This window comes from Flavobacterium sp. 38 (assembly GCF_057799715.1).
Map to the genome: position 1 here is coordinate 39378 of NZ_JBYNWZ010000011.1, position 17630 is coordinate 57007.

Below are 17630 nucleotides of genomic sequence, written 5' to 3' on the forward strand. Positions count from 1 at the left end.
AATACAATTAAAAACTTCCATCTGAGCCGCCTCCGCTAAAACCTCCACCTCCAAATTCCATTGGAGAAGCTTGCGGTTTTACTTCTGGTTTCATTCCGAAAGTTGAAGCTACAACTAAAGCTTCAGCATTTAGCAACGAATCTGTATGATTGATTCTATCGGGTTTAAAAGTTAATCCGCTTTCTTTTTCTTTTAATTTTTTAATTGAAAAATAAGCGATTGCAAATAAAACTGCGCCTCCAATTGTTAGCGCCACTTCTATCGGTAAAACCGAATAATAAAATCGAATCGTATAAATTGAAAATGCAATAGCCAAAAAGCTAATCCAAAGCATTAATCGGTCTTTTGTTCTCAAAGCTTGAACCAAATAAATTATTGGAACTATAAAAGTAAAGGCATAAAAGAAAAATGCAAACGGAATATCGGTTCCCGGTTTTACATCTGTCCCTAAAAGCTCTACAGAAAGTTCTCTTACTACCAAATAATTACACGAAAGGTAAAATAAAACGAGACAAAAACTATTTGCTAATAAAAGTCCGTTATAGTAATAATTTTGAGTCAAACGGTCGATTATTTTTTTTGTGAAAAAATAAAAACCTCCAGCAAAAATAGCCGCTGTAAATGGTAAAATAGCTTTTCCTATTTCTCCGAATTCAAACATTCCAAAAAACAAAAAAGCAGTTATAGCAATACAAAAAACTAGCATTGACAATACATGCAAATACCTTAAAAACATAAACAATGCTGCAATAGCAACAAAAATTGCTATGATTATTTCGTAGCCTTCAGTTGTGATTGCTATTGCAAATCCGACATTTAAAAGCGCCCCCAGAATAAAAGCATCATCTAAACCGTGATTATGAAAATTTTTTGAAGCAAGCAATTCAGCTCCTGCAAATCCAACTATCGCAAAAATATAACAGCAGATTTGAAAAAATATGCGCTCGGAACTCACCCCGAATATAGTAATCGCACCACAAATCGATCCGAACAATAATACTCCTAGCAAAAAGAAACCAATTCTAACCAGAATATTTTTCTGGTCTTTAAGAGCTTCCAATTCTTTTTCTATAAATTTCTTTTGGTCTTTACTAATAAAACCTCCATTATACAAAGAAGCAGCTTCATCAATTAAAGCTTCATTATCTAATACTTTTTTATCGTATGCTATCATTCTGAAATTTCTTTATGAAAGTTTTTAATTAGTTTTATAAAAATTACAATTGAAGCGACGAAATAAGCTGGCAATAGTAAAATAAATATTTCCCAAAAGTCTGAGAAATCAACATTTTCAAAGATTCTAAACACGAAAATATTTCCGCCTATATAAGCGTATAAAATCATAAATACATAAAGAGACATTGCTTTCTGATCGTAACTAGCTTTATAAAAATAATAAGTAGAACCTGCTAAAATAACTCCAAAAACCATCCAAGTAAGAATATCATAATTGGTTAAATTGCTAATTGAGGCAATGCTTACAATATGAAGCGCAAAAGTGAGAAAAATTAATCCAAAATGTGTTTTGAGTGAAATTCGCTGACTGTAAATCGTCCATAAAATCAATAAAACACCAAGCATTACAGCAGAATAGCTCAAACTCTGGCTGGCGTAAAAATCATTGTTATCTAATAAAGTTTGAGGTGTTACCGAAAGTCCAACGTAAGCCGCCAAGCCAGTAATGGCGATCGTTAAAACACTTCTATTGTCAAAATAATAAGCACAAAAGAAACTCACTATTGTGGGAACCAACGTCGCTAATCCGTAATGTTCTCCAAAAGGTTTGTATTGAAATTGAAGGTATCCGATAAAAATACAAGTCAGAATATTGCCCGCCAGAACCAAATATTCTAGCACAGGATGTTCAAATGTTGTTTCATCTTTCTGAAAGCCTTTTGAATATTTAAAACAATAAAAAAAGCAAACTGCTATAACAATCAAAAGCAACGAAAGAATAGCAATATGCCCTATTGAATCGATATTCTCATATATTAAAATTCCGATTCCTGAAGTAAATAGCAATACAGACAGATATAGAAAAAGTTTTAATTCTGCATTGAGCGAAAAGATATTCAGATTTCGATACGTTTTAATTTCATCAAACTGATTTTCGGTAATTAAGCCTTTATCAAAAAGATTTTGAGTCAGCTGGCTGTCAAATTTTTTCATTGGTTAATTGGGTTGTGGTTTTCAAATATAAGTATTTTAGGATGAAAATGCTTGTTTTTAATATTTTCTAAATTTTGTACAATTCTTGCTGTAAAAGTTTAAATGAAAGACCATACATTAGTGTAAAAACAACACTTACAACTCTCTTGTTCTCAATCATTAAAGCATAAAATATTCATCAAATTAATTTGAAATTATTTTTATTCTTTTACATTTGTGCAATCGATTACATTTACTATTGAAACCACAAAAAACCACACTTAAATGAAAACAAAACTTATTTTATTAGCCTTGCTTCTGCCTTGCTCCTTTTTGTTTGCTCAAAACTATTATATGAGTGCCCCAGAAGGATTTGGAGCTGCAACAACTGGAGGAGGAAGCGCAACTCCCGTAACGGTTACTACCTTAACTGATTTAACTGCTAAATTAAAATTAACCACTCCGCAAGTTATTCTAGTTTCGGGAGCAATAAACTTTACATATACGAGCGTACAAGTAAATGACAAAACTATCATTGGACTTCCCGGAGCGCGATTAATCAACCTTGATCAAACGGCTTCTGGTTCTGGAATTTTAAATTTAAAAGCAGGATCTAACAATGTAATCATTAGAAATTTAATTTTTGAAGGGCCTGGAGCCTATGATACAGATGGACGCGATAATCTAACTTCTGAAGCTACAAATCTATGGGTTGACCATTGTGAATTTCAAGATGGAACAGATGGTAATTTTGACAATAAAGGCGCTGCAGATAATGTTACGGTTTCTTGGTGCAAATTTATTTATCTAAAAGCTCCAAAAGCTGGTGGTCCTGGCGGAGCTGATGATCACCGTTTTTCTGATTTAATTGGTTCGTCTAAAACTGATGCTCCAGCAGATGATCATTATAGTATTACATTTAAAAATTGCTATTGGGCTGAAGGCTGTAAAGAAAGAATGCCAAGAGCTAGAAATGCCGAACTTCATATTTTAAACTGCTATTACAACACCTCTGTTTCAGGTTCATTAGCCATTAGTTTAGGTGGCGGAAACAACAATTCTACTTGCTATGTTGAAGGCACCGATTTTGCAAAAATTGGAACTGCTTTTAAAAATTATATAAGTACAGACGGTGGTACAATTGGAATATCTTTTAACGATTGCTTAAATGCTCCTGCAAATTCTGGAAACACAGTAACTAAACCTGTTTATGCTTACTCTGTTTTACCCACTGCAAATGTTGCAGGATTTATTTCAAACCCTTCTTGCGGTGCTGGAGCAACACTTCAAGTTACTGCTCAAGGTGTTTTATCTACAAGCTGTAATAATTTAGGCTTAAACGAGAATGTCAATAATTTAGATTTGAAATACTATCCTTCTGTTATTAATAAACTTTTGAATATTGATTTTTCTAGTGCTGACAATGGTTTAGCCGAAGTAGATTTGTTTTCTTCAAATGGATCAAAAGTATATTCGCACCAAAAAAATGTGTCTCCTGATGAAAAATTAGAGTTGAATGTTGGAAATCTTTCTAAAGGCATATACATCTGTAAAGTTCAGATCGAAAACAGAAGCAAAACTTTTAAACTGGTAAAAAACTAAACTTACTATAAAACAAAAGGTCATTGAAAATCAATGACCTTTTGTTTTTTTATATTGCTTTTATTTACATTAAAAAGCTGTTATCCATTTTATCCTTTATATCGTTAAGGCATAAATTATTGATACTTCCCTCATGCGTGTGTTTGGTTGCTTTTGGAGATTTATAAGTTCCTTCTTCCAATTGTTCTGCAACGGCTTTGTAAGCGTCTCTAAACGGCATTCCGTCAACAACCATTTCGTTTAAAGTGTCAACCGTAAACAGATAATCGTATTTTTTATCTTCCAAAATACCTTCTTTTACCGTGATATCTTTTATTGAAAAAATCGCAATATCCAAACATGCTTTCAGGTTTTGAATCGCAGGAAACAAACCTTCTTTCAAAAGCTGTAAATCTCTGTGATAACCGCTTGGTAGATTATTTGTAATTAAAGTAATCTCGTAAGGAAGCGCCTGAATCTTATTGCATTTTCCTCTGATCAATTCGAAAACATCTGGATTTTTCTTGTGAGGCATAATGCTCGATCCTGTTGTAAGATGTGCTGGAAGTCCGATAAAATCAAAATTCTGGCTCATATACAGACAAACGTCCATAGCAAATTTTGACAATGTTCCTGCAACGCTTGTCATCGCAAAAGCAACTGTTTTTTCTGCTTTTCCACGACTCATTTGCGCAGCAACGGCATTGTATTTTAAAGTTTCGAAACCTAGTTCTTTTGTTGTAAATGTTCTATCGATTGGGAATGAACTTCCGTAACCTGCTGCAGATCCTAACGGATTCTGATCTACAATCTTAGAAGCTGCGTTCAGCATCGTGATATCATCAATTAAACTTTCAGCATATGCCGAAAACCACATTCCGAATGATGATGGCATTGCGATTTGTAAATGCGTATAGCCCGGCAATAAAACATCTTTATATTTTTCTGCCGATTCCATCAACAAATCAAAAAGCGTTTTTACTTGTTCTTTAATGGCTTTTAATTCGTCTTTTAGATATAAATGAACGTCAACTAAAACCTGATCGTTACGAGAACGAGCGGTGTGGATTTTCTTTCCTGCATCGCCTAGTTTTTCTGTTAACAGATATTCGATTTTAGAATGAACGTCTTCAAAACTGTCTTCGATTTCAAAATTTCCAACTACGATATCGGCAATAATTTCGTTTAAAGCATCAACTAGAGAAGTTGTTTCTTCTTCGGTTAATAATCCGATTTGTCCAAGCATTTTTGCATGGGCAATTGAACCTAAAGCATCATATTTTGCTAAAACTAAATCAAGTTCACGATCGTTTCCAACGGTGAATTGCTCGATTTGTTTATCTGTTGGTATTCCTTTTTCCCAAAGTTTCATAGGCTTTATTTTTTTCGCCACGAATTCACGAATTATTTTTTCAAATCTTTGTGATTATTTTTTTCGAATTAATTCGAATTAATACTAGATAGTAAAAAAACAATTCGTGAATTCGTGGCAGTTTTCTTTTCTTATAATTTGAAGAAACCTGTTAGTATCTTGATATACAAATCAACTCCTTCTTCTATTTCGTTTACAAAAATAAATTCGTCTGCTGAATGCGAACGTAATGTTTCTCCAGGCCCTAATTTTAAAGACTGACAGCTTAAAACGGATTGATCTGAAAGTGTTGGTGAGCCATAAGTTGTTCTTCCTAAAGCAATTCCCGCCTGAACTAAACCGTGCGCAACTGGAATAGAAGAAGCATTTAAATGCATTGATCTTGGTGTTACTTCGGCTTTTACGTTGGCTTTTACAACCTCCAGAATTTCCGCATTGGTATAGCGATCTGTTACGCGAATGTCAACAACTAAATCACATTCTGACGGAACAACATTGTGCTGTTTTCCTGCATTAATCTGCGTTACGGTCATTTTTACGGGACCCAAAACGTCTGAGATTTTATCGAATTTATAGTTTTTAAACCATTCCATTACCGGAATTGATTTGTATAAAGCGTTATCATCGTTTTGATGCGCAGCATGGCTTGCAGTTCCTTTTACTTTTACATCTAAAACTAAAAGGCCTTTTTCGGCTACTGCCAATTGCATTAAAGTCGGTTCTCCAACAATTGCACAATCTAATTCTGGCAAATGTTTTAAAACGCTGTTTAAACCGTTTTTACCACTGCTTTCTTCCTCAGCGGAAGCTACAATAACAATATTATGTGATAAGTTTTGGTTTTCGTAAAAATGAACGAATGTAGCTAAAAGCGAAACCAGACATCCTCCAGCATCGTTACTTCCTAAACCGAATAGTTTTCCGTCTTTTTCGATTGCTTTAAACGGATCGTTGGTGTAAGCCTGATTTGGTCTTACAGTATCGTGATGTGAATTTAGTAAAAGTGTTGGTTTCTTTTCATCGAAATATTTATTGAAAGCCCACACATTGTTATTTTCTCTCTGGAATGGAATTTCGTTTTGATTGAACCAGTTTTCTATTAAAAGAGCTGTTTGGTCTTCTTCACTTGAGAATGAAGGCGTTTCAATCAGATTTCTTAATAATTGAATGGCTTCTTTGGTAAGCGTATCTATATTTTTCATTTTAATAAGATTCAAAGGTTCAAAGGAACAAAGCAGCAAAGTTTTTGAGCTTTCCTATGACCATTTTTACTTGCGCAAATTTATTTAAAATACCTTGTGCGCTCTATTTTTTTGCCACTAATTATACGACTTTACGCAAATTGTTTTTTTGTTACAGATTTAAAATCAAAATGATTTTTTTAATGTAAACCTAAAATTATTTTCTCTTTCAACAGAGAGAATTAACGTCAATTTGTGGCAATTCTTTTATAACGTAATTGTGGTATGCGGAACATCTGCATTTTGAAGCATTCTGTGATGCCCAATTTTGATTTTCTGCACGCCTCTTGACAAACTATTGAAGCAGTTATCCAGTTTTGGAATCATTCCAGAATGGATTACTTTTTCTTCTTTTAGTTTGTTGTATAATGTTTCGTTGATTTCTGTAATTACAGACGAATCATCTTCTGAATCCTGCAAAACGCCTTGTTTTTCAAAACAATACGTCAGCGTTACATCAAAAACTTCAGATAATGCAATCGACAATTCACTTGCAATTGTATCAGCATTAGTATTTAATAATTGTCCGTTTTTGTCGTGTGTAATCGCGCAGAAAACAGGAATAATTCCAGTATCCAATAAAGTTGCTAGTAATTTAGTATTAACCTGTTTTACATCGCCCACAAATCCGTAATCAATTGTTGGATGATTTCTTTTTGTGGATTGAATTAAATTCCCGTCAGCTCCAGAAAATCCGATTGCATTATTGTCTTTTGCTTGCAATTGCGCCACAATATGTTTGTTGATTTGTCCTGCGTAAATCATCACAACAACATCTAACATCGGAGCATCGGTAATACGTCGTCCGTCAATCATTTGTGGTACTAAACCAATGCTCTGCGCCATTTTTGTAGCCGATTTTCCACCGCCGTGAACTAATACTTTATGCCCTTCAATTTTAGAAAAATCAGTTAAAAACTGCTCTAATTCTGCGGGATTGTCGATGATGTTTCCACCGATTTTTATTACTGAAACGTTCATTATCTTTAAGGTTCAAAGGGACAAAGAGACAAAGGTTCAGAGTTCTTTTCAAAGTTAATAAACCTTTGCATCTCTGTCACTTTGTAACTTTGCATCTTAAATTTATAATTTCTTCAAAATCTTCTGTAAAACTAATTGTGCCGAATACGTTCTATTATTCGCCTGCTCAATTACGATTGAATTTTCTCCATCCAAAACTTCATCGCTTACAATTACGTTACGACGAACTGGAAGACAATGCATGAATTTTCCGTTATTGGTTAAAGCCATTTTCTCAGCTGTAACCGTCCAGTTTGGATCGCTGTTTGTTACTTTTCCGTAATCATTGAAATTGCTCCAGTTTTTTACGTAAACGAAATCAGCGTTTTCAAAAGCTTTATTTTGATCGTATTCGATTTTACAATCTTGTGTAATTTCTGGACTTAACTCGTAACCTTCCGGATGTGTAATTACAAAATCCATATCTTTCTGCATTTGCATCATTTCTACGAATGAATTCGCAACTGCTTGCGGAAGCGCTTTTGGATGCGGTGCCCAAGACAAAACTACTTTTTGTTTGTTTTTATGTCTAGGTTTGAATTCTTCCATTGTGATAGCATCTGCTAAAGACTGAAGAGGGTGACGTATTGCACTTTCCATGTTTACGATTGGCACTGTTGCATATTTCAAGAATCCTGAAATTACAGTTTCTTGATAATCTTTTTCTTTATCAACCAAACCTGCAAACGCACGAATTGCGATGATATCACAGTATTGAGAAACTACTTCTGCCGCTTCTTTAATGTGTTCTGAAGCGCCAGAATTCATAACGGCTCCGTCTTCAAACTCTAAAGTCCAGCCCTCGTTGGTAAAATTCATTACCATAACGTTCATACCTAAGTTCATCGCCGCTTTTTGAGTGCTCAAACGCGTTCTTAAACTGGGGTTAAAGAATAACATTCCAAGAGTTTTATTCTTACCTAAGCTTTGATTTTTAAGCGGATTCTTTTTGATTTTGATCGCTTGTTTTACCCATTTTGATAATGAGTTGATTTCTTTTATTGAGATGTAGTTCATGTTTTTTTAATTAGAAAATTTGATAATTAGGTAATTAGATAATTGTGACATTTTCTAATTATCTAATTGACTCATTAAATTATTTTTGTAAATGGAATTTTATCTTTTAATGCGTTTAAAATAAAATTATCATTTAATCCGTTGACGATCCAGGTTTCTATATTAGCAGCTTTTGCAATTCCTGCAGCTTCAATTTTCGACTGCATTCCTCCTGTTCCGTGTGAGGATTTTGAATCCCCGATTTCTTTTTCCAGAGATTTTAAATCTTCCACCAATTTTATGGTTTCCGGATTTTCATCGTGAATTGATTCTTTCGTATAAATTCCGTTTGTATTAGTCGCAATTATCAGAATATCAACATTTAAAAGAACCGCTGTTAAAGCAGCTAATTTGTCATTATCTCCAAACCGAATCTCATCTGTCGCCACAGTATCATTTTCATTGATAATCGGAATGTAATTGTTTTTAACTAATACATTAATGGTATTTACAATGTTCTTTTTGGTCTGCTCTTTTTCAAAATCAGAATAAGATAGCAAACACTGCGAGGTATTTAATCCTAAATCTTTAAAATTCTCATTGTAAATCCGCATTAAATGAGGCTGTCCAATTGAAGCTAAAGCTTGTTTTACAAAAACATCTTTATCTTGATTATCCAGTTTTACAAACTGCTTTGCCGCCGCAATCGCTCCTGAACTTACTATGATAAACTCATATTCGTCGTTCAAAGCCGCAATCTGAATTCCAAGGTCTTCAATCTTTCCCCGCGAAATATGATTGGTTTCCTTTGTTAAGGTGTTACTTCCAATTTTTAATAAAATCCGTTTTTTACCCATGTTTTGTTTTTTAACCGCAAAGGGCGCAAGGTTTTTTTGATTTTGTTTGTCTATATAAACGCTAAGTTCGCAAAGCTAAAACTTCAATTAAATTCCAAATCTAAAATTCTAAATTCTAAAAAATCAGCAATTCACAATCTAAAATCTAAAATCTGAACTCTAAAATTACCTAATCTGTCCTTCTCCGTAAACGTACCATTTATTGGTTACCAAATGCTGTAAACCAATCGGACCTCGTTGATGTAATTTATCAGTGCTGATTGCTAGTTCACCGCCAAGCCCAAATTGTCCGCCGTCTGTAAATCGGGTTGAAGCATTTTGGTAAACAGCAGCGGCATCTATAGATTCCATAAACTGTTTGGCAACTTCATTATCTCTTGTAATAATTGCTGCCGAATGTCCTCCGCAGTATTTATTAATCATGTCGATTGCATGTTCGTCAGAATCAATAGTTCCGATTACAATTTTATAATCCAAAAACTCTTCATACCAAATATCTTCGTTTTGAAGTGTTTCGGTATCTTCGAAATTTTCAAGCGATTTATCAACGATAATTTCAACATTTTTTTCTTTTAATGTTTCGATTAGCATCGATGTAAAACCTTCAAAATTCGGAAGTTTTGGATCAATTAAAACTTTATCAACTGCATTACAAGCCGAGATTTTAGCCGTTTTTGCGTTTAAAATTACTTTTAAAGCCAAATCCGTATCAGCATCTTTATGAACGTAAACAAAATTATTTCCGCGTCCGCTTACGATTACTGGGCAAGTCGCGTGCGCTTTTACAAATTCGATTAATTTTTCTCCTCCTCTCGGAACAATTAAATCTACTTTTTGTGTTGGTTTTTCTAAAAAAGCCTGAGTTTCGGTTCTGTTATAATTCAGATATTCAACCCAATCTTTAGAAACTTTATTTTCTTCTAAGGCTTGATGCCAAAGACTTACGATTTTCAAATTGGATTTTAAAGACTCTTTTCCTCCTTTTAATAAAATTTTATTTCCGGATTTAAAAGCGATTCCACCAGCTTCAATTGTTACATCGGGACGAGATTCATAAATAATTAAAATCGTTCCAAAAGCAGCGGTTTTATTGATGACTTTGATTCCATTATCGTGTGTAAAATGAAAGCGCTCTACTCCAACGGGATCTTCCTGAGATGCTAATTGATTTAATGACAGAATCATTTCATCTACTTTTTTATCATCTACTTTTAGGCGCTCTTCCATCGCAAGATCAGAACCGTCGTAGTCGGCCAAATCTTCCTGATTGGTCAAAATAATCTGATTCCGCTCCTGTTCGACCAGTTTTGCCATGGTCCGCAAAACTGCATTGCGCGTTTCAATTGATAATGGTTTCATTTTTTTGGTTTAATTGGTTAATCGTCAATTCGTTTAATCGATTAACCAGTTAAACGATTAAACGAATTAACAGTTATAGCAAACTTAGTTTTTAAGTTCTTCTAAACTTTCTTTCAACGCTTTTACAAACGTATCAATATCCGCTTTTTTAACAGTTAACGGTGGCAAAATTCTCAATAGATTTTTGTTGTTGGCACTTCCTGTAAAAATGTGTTTTTCGATAATTAATTTCTTTCTTAAAGCAGCAACATCAAAATCAAACTCCACTCCAAGCATTAATCCTTTTCCTTTTACTTGTTTGATTCCATCAACTTCTTTGATTTTTTCTAAGAAATATTCGTAAACTTCATTTACATTTTTCTGCAAATCCAATTTTTCAATTACGTCTAAAACTGCGATTCCTGCTGCACAAGACAAATGGCTTCCGCCGAAAGTAGTTCCTAATAATCCGAAACTTGCTTCAAATTTTGGCGAAATTAAAATCGCTCCAACCGGAAATCCGTTACCCATTCCTTTTGCAACTGAAATAATATCAGCGTTGATTCCGTGGTGCTGGAAAGCGAAGAATTTTCCGCTTCTTCCGTATCCTGATTGCACTTCGTCTAAAATTAAAACTACATCATGTTTTTTACAAACTTTTTCCAAAGCCTGAAAAAATTCTGTTGTTCCTTGGTCTAAACCTCCAACTCCTTGAATTCCTTCGATAATTACTGCTGTAACATCACCTTTTGCTAATTCTGCCTCAACTAATTCGATTTGGTTTAGAGGCAAAAAAGTAACTTCCTGCTGTGCATTGATTGGCGCAACAATCTTTTTGTTATCTGTAACCGCAACGGCTGCAGAAGTTCTTCCGTGGAAAGAATTATGAAAAGCTACAACTCTTGATTTTCCGTTATGAAAAGAGGCTAATTTTAAAGCATTTTCATTTGCTTCAGCTCCAGAACTGCACAAAAATAATTCGTAATCTTCTAAACCTGAAAGTTTTCCTAGTTTTTGAGCCAATTCAACCTGTAAAGGATTCTGAATCGCATTTGAATAAAATCCTAAGTTGTCGATTTGTTTTTTCAATTTAGCCACATAATCTGGCTGTGTATGTCCGATGGAAATTACTCCATGTCCGCTGTATAAATCTAAATATTCTACTCCTTTTTCGTCAATAATGGTGCAGTCAACTGCTTTTACTGGAGTAATGTCGTATAATGGGTAAACGTTGAATAAGTTCATTTTTTTAAAGTTAAATGTTATTTGTAAAAAGTTAGATGTTGATCTGTAAACGAAATATACATTTTACATTTCACTGCTAACATTTTACACTGTTTAAAATCCGATTGGTTTCAAATGTAAACCTGTGGTTTCTTCTAATCCGAACATTAAATTCATGTTTTGAATTGCTTGTCCCGAAGCACCTTTGGTTAAGTTATCTATAATTGATGTTATTAAAACCCGGTTTCCTTTTTTCAATAAACTAATTATACATTTGTTAGTTTGAACGACTTGCTTCATGTTGATGTTCGTCGTTGTAACCGTTACAAAAGGCTCATTTTTATAGAACTCTTCGTATTTTGCCACTAAAGTTTCTAAACTATCGTCTGATTTCGTATAAAGCGTTGCAAAAATCCCTCTTGGAAAATCTCCTCTATTCGGAATAAAAAGCAATTCACTATCAAAATCATCCTGCAATTGCACCAGACTTTCTGTGATTTCACCTAAATGCTGATGTTCAAAAGCTTTGTAATGAGAAAAATTGTTGTTTCTCCAGCTAAAGTGAGAAGTTTCAGCAAGGCCTACTCCTGCTCCAGTCGAACCGGTTGTTGCATTAATATGAACGTCATTATTCAACAATCCGTCTTTAGCTAAAGGTAATAATGCCAACTGAATAGCAGTTGCAAAACAACCTGGATTGGCAATATAATCTGCTTTTTTGATTTCGGCTTTATTGATTTCCGGTAGACCGTAAACAAAATCTTTTCCTTCAAAATGAGCATCTTTATTCAATCTGAAATCATTTCCTAAATCAATGATTTTGGTATGACCAGCAAACTGATTTTCTTTCAAAAATGAAATCGATTTTCCGTGTCCTAAACACAAGAATACCACATTCACATTTGGATTGATTTCATCAGTAAAGTTCATTTCGATATCGCCCATTAAATCGTGGTGCGCCACAGAAAGCGGTTTTCCAGCGTTTGTTGTACTGTAAACAAAATCAATGTTTACTTTGGGGTGATACATTAAAATTCTGATGAGTTCTCCGGCTGTGTAACCAGAACCACCAATAATTCCGACATTAATCATGATCTAATTTATTTACAGATGAGAAAATATTTTGAGCATTTCCTAAAATCTTAATAAATCCTTTCGCATCTTCGGATGTCCAAGCATTATTCATTTCGCCGTATTGACCGAAACCTGTATTCATTAAATCATTTTCAGATTCGATTCCGTCAAGTGAGAAATGGTATGGTTTTAATGAAACCGTAACAGTTCCGTTTACTGTTTTTTGTGTGTCTTGAAGGAAAGTTTCGATGTTTCTCATCACTGGATCAAGGAATTGACCTTCGTGAAATAACATTCCGTACCAGTTTCCTAACTGTTCTTTCCAGTATTGCTGCCATTTTCCTAAAGTATGTTTCTCTAATAAATGGTGCGCTTTGATGATAATTAACGGAGCAGCAGCTTCAAAACCAACTCTTCCTTTAATTCCGATAATTGTATCTCCAACGTGAATATCTCTACCAATTGCGTAAGCATTTGCTAGTTTTTCTAAAGCTACAATATTATTTGAAGGTTTATCTGTTTTTCCGTTAAGACCAACTAATTCACCTTGTTCAAAATGAAGCGTTACTTTTTCTTCACCATCTTTTTGCAATTGTGAAGGATAAGCTTCGCTTGGCAATGGCTGTCCTGAAGTTAAAGTTTCTTTTCCTCCAACACTTGTTCCCCAAAGACCTTTATTAATAGAATATTGTGCTTTTTCCCAAGAATAGTGCACTCCGTTTTGAGCTAAATAATCTACTTCTTCTTGTCTTGAAAGTTTTAAATCTCTAATTGGCGTGATGATTTCGATTTCTGGAGCAATAGTTTGGAAAATCAAATCGAAACGAATTTGGTCGTTTCCTGCACCTGTACTTCCGTGAGCGATTGCACTTGCACCAACTTTTTTAGCGTATTTAATTGCTTCAATTGCTTGAAAAACACGTTCTGCACTTACTGATAATGGATACGTATTATTTTTTAATACGTTTCCGAAAATCAAATATTTTATTGCTTTATCATAATATTTGTCGACGATTGTCAGGTTAGCGTGTTGTGCACTTCCTAACTCGTAAGCTCTTGATTCAATAGCTGTTAATTCTTCAGCAGAAAATCCTCCTGTATCTACAAGCACAGTGTGAACTTCGTATCCTTTTTCATTTTTTAAATATTTCAAACAATACGAGGTATCTAATCCTCCGCTATAAGCTAATACTACTTTTTTCATTTTTTATAATTTAGGCTAATACTTTCGTATGTAGCAGTTTGAGATTTTTTCTAATTAATTGGTTAAACAAAAAATGCTATAATTTTATTTAAAAATAAAGCTTGTTTAATTTTTTTAAGTCTGCTCAAAACAGCCTCGTTAAAAGGATGTCTCGGCGGTGTTTTTTGTTTTTCTTTCGGGTCGTACAACATTCCTGTACAAAGACACATTTTGTTTTCTTTGCTTTGTAAAATTGGGAAATTGGTACAGGTTTTACAGCCAGCCCAAAAACTTGGATCGGTTGTTAATTCTGAGAAAGGGACTGGTTTATAACCTAATTCTGAGTTAATTTTCATAACCGCCAAACCAGTAGTAATTCCAAAGATTTTAGCATCTGGAAATCTCTTTAAAGAATAATCAAATACTTTAGATTTTATCTTTTTAGCCAAACCATGGCTTCTGTAATCTGGATGAACGATTAATCCCGAATGCGCCACAAATTTTCCGTGCTGCCAGCTTTCTATGTAGCAAAAACCTGCAAACTTTCCATCAGCCAGTGCAATCATCGCATCACCGTTTGCCATTTTTTTCTGAATGTACTCAGGAGTTCTTTTAGCAATCCCCGTGCCTCTTAACAAAGCAGATGATTCTATCGTATCGCAGATTTCTTGTGCGAATTTGAAGTGTTCTTCCTGGGTAACAACAATAGAGATCTTCATTTCAATAATTGAAGTTTAGCGTTAAAAATTAAAATGTATTGTTTAGATTGAAATCCAGAATTGAATCCGATAAAAATAGACAAAAAAGAAGTAACACTCTCTAAATCAAAAACTTGATCAAGAAAATTTACAAAATTATATATAGTTTTAGGATATGTTTGTCCAATGGACAAATTATGTGATTTCAAAATGAAAAAAGGATATGAATAAATATACGGCTATAAAACTCAGTGGATACTATAGAGATAGTGTCCGTACTTCGGGAGAAGTAATCGGTGAGTTTGTCCGTGACAAAGAAGTTATATGTAAACTTATTTTATTCATCGGTGCAAAAGTACATTATTTTTTTATTTACAAAACAAAAAAAATAAATTCTAACATTTTTTTGACGTTTTGTGAATATACTCATAAAACAAAACCCGATAATTATTTCTAATTATCGGGTTCTGAATATTTTATATTTTTAAAATTTTACTTTTTCGTAAATGGAATTACTTGTCCATTATCTATAAGCGTCATATCGAAACCTGTTTTAGCTTCGTTAAATTTAAATTTCAATCCTGCTCTTTTTGATTCAAATGTATCTTTTTCATTTGCAACAGGGTTTAAAGTAAATTTAGGATAATTTGGAAGCTCAGCGTATAAAACACTGTTTTTCTCTGTCAATTCAATTGTCAAAGGAGACTTAGTAGTAACATAATTACCTAAGTATCCGTCTAGAATAATGTCTTTTTCAATTTTTCCGCTTCCCGCTTTCCAAACATTATTAGACATATTGTTATCTGGAAAAGCATGGTCCGGATCTAACGTGATGCTTTCAATTTCTTCTGTAGAATTATGTTTGAAAGACCAAGAATTGTTTCTCTGCCAGATTTCTACTGGAATATTAACTCTTGATACTTTTCCGCTTTTTGATTTTACATCCAAAACAATCGGCATTGGCATTTTATCAAAGTTTTCAACTGTAATTACAGCTCCTTTAGCCGGATCATTTTTTACATATTTAACCGAGTTAACTCCTTGGTCAAAACGCCAATTGTTTACATACCAGCTTCTCCAGAACCAGCTTAGATCTTCTCCAGCTACATTTTCCATACTTCTAAAGAAATCATCTGGTTGCGGATGTTTATAAGCCCAACGCTGGATATAAGTTCTAAAAGCAGTATCAAAACGCTCTTTGCCTAAAATTTGCTCCCTTAAAATGACTAAACCTGCACTTGGCTTAAAGTAGCATAACATGCCAATATTAGCTTCCTTCATATTATCAGGAGAACTCATAATCGTTTCCAAATCAGGTCTTGTAAATGGTTCTGCCATTTCATGCAAATCTGTTGGCTGTTCTTTGTATTCGCCATTATTAAAAGCAGCCGTACTTAATGAATTAATAAAAGTATTAAATCCTTCATCCATCCAAGCAAACAACCTTTCGTTTGAGCCCACGATCATTGGAAACCAAATGTGTCCAAATTCGTGATCTGTAACTCCCCATAAATCAGCCCCTTTAGATTTCCATCCGCAGAAAACAATTCCAGGATATTCCATTCCACCTTCATTTCCTGCAACGTTTGTAGCCGCTGGATAAGGATATTCAAACCATTGTTTAGAATAATGTTCAATCGATGCTTTTACATATTCTGTAGAACGTCCGTAACCATCTCGCCCATCACTTTCAACAGGATAAGCAGATAATGCTAAAGATTTTTTACCGCTCGGAAGATTAATTTTTGCTCCATCTAAAATGAAAGCTGGAGATGATGCCCAAGAGAAATCACGCGCATTTTTGATTTTATAATGCCAAGTTTTTTCAGTCCCAGCATTTGCATTTGCAGTAGAATTTACTTCATCTGCAGTACGAATCATAACTGTTTTGTCGCTGTTAGAAGCGTCTTTGTATCTTTTTAATTGCTCAGCAGAAAACACTTCCTGACCGTTTAACAATTCTCCAGAAGCCACAACATAATGATTTCCAGGAACTGTAAGTTTTACATCAAAATCTCCATATTCTAAATAAAACTCTGAAGCACCTAAATATGGAGCTGTATTCCAGCCTCTCACATCATCGTATACACACATACGCGGATACCATTGTGCAATAGTGAAGATTTTTCCGTTTTTAGTTTCTAAAACTCCCATTCTGTCTGACCCTTCAAAAGGTGCAATGAAAGAGAATTCGATTTTAATCTTTACAGAACCTCCTTTTGCAGCCAATTCCTGAGGAAGGAAAATCTGCATTCTCGTATCTGTAACTATATATTTAGCAACTGTTTCTGTTTTAGTTTTACCGCCAGAAATTACTTTTACCGATTTAATTTTATTTCCTCCGTCAAAGACTTGTCCTTGAGCTCCGTTACGGCTTCCCGTTAAAGGCACAAGAGCATTTCCTCTTGAGTCTTCTTTAAATAAGTTTTGGTCCAAATTCAGCCAAAGAAATGATAATTTTTGAGGACTATTATTCGTATAGGTAATTTCGTCTGTCCCAACAATTTCGTTGGTATTTCCATTTAATTTTGCCGTAATCTGATAATCGGCTCTATTTTGCCAGTATTCTACTCCTGGTTCTCCGCTTGCAGTACGAGTACTTGTAGCATTTTTGGTGTAAAAATGAGGTCCAAAGGCATCATGATAATTATAATTGTTTACTGGATTTGTTGCTGACGGAGTTTCCTGCGCCCATACTGAAGAAATCCCAAAAAATAAAGCCGCGGTTAAAATGGCTTTCGCAGATTGCTTTTTCATATTTTTAGCTGTTTATGTAGCAAATTAATGAAAAAAAAAGCTATTTACAGAGAAGTTTTAAAACATAAATTTAATTTTAGCAAAATTTTATTAATAAAATAATTTAGCCTTTTTCTTAAAAAACTAAATTTTATAAAATAT

The 17630-nt window shown here is 34.0% G+C and carries 14 protein-coding genes; 1 reads left to right on the top strand and 13 read right to left on the bottom strand.

Features of this window, described 5'->3' with window-relative positions; all coding sequences use genetic code 11:
* Positions 1-7 precede the first annotated feature (7 nt).
* Together AC3E9W_RS20005 and AC3E9W_RS20010 are read right to left on the bottom strand one after the other, a co-directional pair.
* Positions 8-1174, bottom strand: coding sequence for a hypothetical protein (locus tag AC3E9W_RS20005; RefSeq protein ID WP_488769749.1), 1167 nt, complete (start codon positions 1172-1174; stop codon positions 8-10).
* On the bottom strand, positions 1171-2169 hold the full coding sequence (locus AC3E9W_RS20010) for a DUF2157 domain-containing protein (RefSeq protein WP_488769750.1): 999 nt from the start codon (positions 2167-2169) through the stop codon (positions 1171-1173). The genes AC3E9W_RS20005 and AC3E9W_RS20010 overlap by 4 nt, the downstream gene beginning before the upstream one ends.
* A gap of 264 nt (positions 2170-2433) precedes the next feature.
* On the opposite strand from AC3E9W_RS20010, the gene AC3E9W_RS20015 reads away from it, so the two are divergent.
* Positions 2434-3750, top strand: coding sequence for a T9SS type A sorting domain-containing protein (locus AC3E9W_RS20015; protein ID WP_488769751.1), 1317 nt, complete (start codon positions 2434-2436; stop codon positions 3748-3750).
* A 64-nt stretch (positions 3751-3814) separates the two neighbouring features.
* On the opposite strand, the gene argH is transcribed toward AC3E9W_RS20015, so the two are convergent.
* The 11 genes from argH to AC3E9W_RS20070 form a co-directional block, all read right to left on the bottom strand.
* Entirely contained in the window at positions 3815-5101 is a 1287-nt protein-coding gene (argH, locus tag AC3E9W_RS20020; protein WP_488769752.1) for an argininosuccinate lyase, read from the bottom strand.
* A 131-nt stretch (positions 5102-5232) separates the two neighbouring features.
* Positions 5233-6303 carry a M20 family metallo-hydrolase gene (locus AC3E9W_RS20025; protein ID WP_488769753.1) on the bottom strand — a complete coding sequence of 357 codons (1071 nt, stop codon included), beginning with the start codon at positions 6301-6303 and terminating at the stop codon, positions 5233-5235.
* Between the two features lie 246 nt (positions 6304-6549).
* The gene (gene argB, locus AC3E9W_RS20030) at positions 6550-7323 is read right to left on the bottom strand and encodes an acetylglutamate kinase (RefSeq protein ID WP_488769754.1); all 774 of its coding nucleotides are present in this window, start codon (positions 7321-7323) and stop codon (positions 6550-6552) included.
* A gap of 102 nt (positions 7324-7425) precedes the next feature.
* Positions 7426-8379, bottom strand: a complete 954-nt coding sequence (locus AC3E9W_RS20035) for an N-acetylornithine carbamoyltransferase (RefSeq protein WP_488769755.1) — start codon at positions 8377-8379, stop codon at positions 7426-7428.
* 74 nt (positions 8380-8453) lie between these two features.
* A complete protein-coding gene (gene proB / locus AC3E9W_RS20040) occupies positions 8454-9215 on the bottom strand; it encodes a glutamate 5-kinase (RefSeq protein WP_488769756.1) in 762 nt (253 codons plus the stop codon).
* 165 nt (positions 9216-9380) lie between these two features.
* A complete protein-coding gene (locus AC3E9W_RS20045; RefSeq protein ID WP_488769757.1) occupies positions 9381-10574 on the bottom strand; it encodes a glutamate-5-semialdehyde dehydrogenase in 1194 nt (397 codons plus the stop codon).
* An 84-nt stretch (positions 10575-10658) separates the two neighbouring features.
* On the bottom strand, positions 10659-11798 hold the full coding sequence (locus tag AC3E9W_RS20050; protein ID WP_488769758.1) for an aspartate aminotransferase family protein: 1140 nt from the start codon (positions 11796-11798) through the stop codon (positions 10659-10661).
* A 93-nt stretch (positions 11799-11891) separates the two neighbouring features.
* Positions 11892-12869, bottom strand: a complete 978-nt coding sequence (gene argC / locus AC3E9W_RS20055; protein WP_488769759.1) for an N-acetyl-gamma-glutamyl-phosphate reductase — start codon at positions 12867-12869, stop codon at positions 11892-11894.
* Positions 12862-14055 (bottom strand): argininosuccinate synthase, encoded by a 1194-nt coding sequence (locus AC3E9W_RS20060; protein ID WP_488769760.1) that lies wholly within the window; start codon positions 14053-14055, stop codon positions 12862-12864. Before AC3E9W_RS20060 ends, argC begins: the two co-directional genes overlap by 8 nt.
* 62 nt (positions 14056-14117) lie before the next feature.
* Positions 14118-14753 (bottom strand): GNAT family N-acetyltransferase, encoded by a 636-nt coding sequence (locus AC3E9W_RS20065; protein WP_125722911.1) that lies wholly within the window; start codon positions 14751-14753, stop codon positions 14118-14120.
* A gap of 471 nt (positions 14754-15224) precedes the next feature.
* On the bottom strand, positions 15225-17489 hold the full coding sequence (locus AC3E9W_RS20070; RefSeq protein WP_488769761.1) for a M1 family metallopeptidase: 2265 nt from the start codon (positions 17487-17489) through the stop codon (positions 15225-15227).
* Positions 17490-17630: the final 141 nt, after the last annotated feature.

What these genes read in the sequence shown, in the direction of transcription:
- AC3E9W_RS20070 (WP_488769761.1), bottom strand. Translation starts at nt 17,489, where the DNA reads ATGAAAAAGCAATCTGCGAAAGCCATTTTAACCGCGGCTTTATTTTTT.
- AC3E9W_RS20010 (WP_488769750.1), bottom strand. Translation starts at nt 2,169, where the DNA reads ATGAAAAAATTTGACAGCCAGCTGACTCAAAATCTTTTTGATAAAGGC.
- AC3E9W_RS20005 (WP_488769749.1), bottom strand. Translation starts at nt 1,174, where the DNA reads ATGATAGCATACGATAAAAAAGTATTAGATAATGAAGCTTTAATTGAT.
- AC3E9W_RS20065 (WP_125722911.1), bottom strand. Translation starts at nt 14,753, where the DNA reads ATGAAGATCTCTATTGTTGTTACCCAGGAAGAACACTTCAAATTCGCA.
- AC3E9W_RS20025 (WP_488769753.1), bottom strand. Translation starts at nt 6,303, where the DNA reads ATGAAAAATATAGATACGCTTACCAAAGAAGCCATTCAATTATTAAGA.
- argB (WP_488769754.1), bottom strand. Translation starts at nt 7,323, where the DNA reads ATGAACGTTTCAGTAATAAAAATCGGTGGAAACATCATCGACAATCCC.
- AC3E9W_RS20015 (WP_488769751.1), top strand. Translation starts at nt 2,434, where the DNA reads ATGAAAACAAAACTTATTTTATTAGCCTTGCTTCTGCCTTGCTCCTTT.
- AC3E9W_RS20045 (WP_488769757.1), bottom strand. Translation starts at nt 10,574, where the DNA reads ATGAAACCATTATCAATTGAAACGCGCAATGCAGTTTTGCGGACCATG.
- proB (WP_488769756.1), bottom strand. Translation starts at nt 9,215, where the DNA reads ATGGGTAAAAAACGGATTTTATTAAAAATTGGAAGTAACACCTTAACA.
- AC3E9W_RS20050 (WP_488769758.1), bottom strand. Translation starts at nt 11,798, where the DNA reads ATGAACTTATTCAACGTTTACCCATTATACGACATTACTCCAGTAAAA.
- AC3E9W_RS20060 (WP_488769760.1), bottom strand. Translation starts at nt 14,055, where the DNA reads ATGAAAAAAGTAGTATTAGCTTATAGCGGAGGATTAGATACCTCGTAT.
- AC3E9W_RS20035 (WP_488769755.1), bottom strand. Translation starts at nt 8,379, where the DNA reads ATGAACTACATCTCAATAAAAGAAATCAACTCATTATCAAAATGGGTA.
- argC (WP_488769759.1), bottom strand. Translation starts at nt 12,869, where the DNA reads ATGATTAATGTCGGAATTATTGGTGGTTCTGGTTACACAGCCGGAGAA.
- argH (WP_488769752.1), bottom strand. Translation starts at nt 5,101, where the DNA reads ATGAAACTTTGGGAAAAAGGAATACCAACAGATAAACAAATCGAGCAA.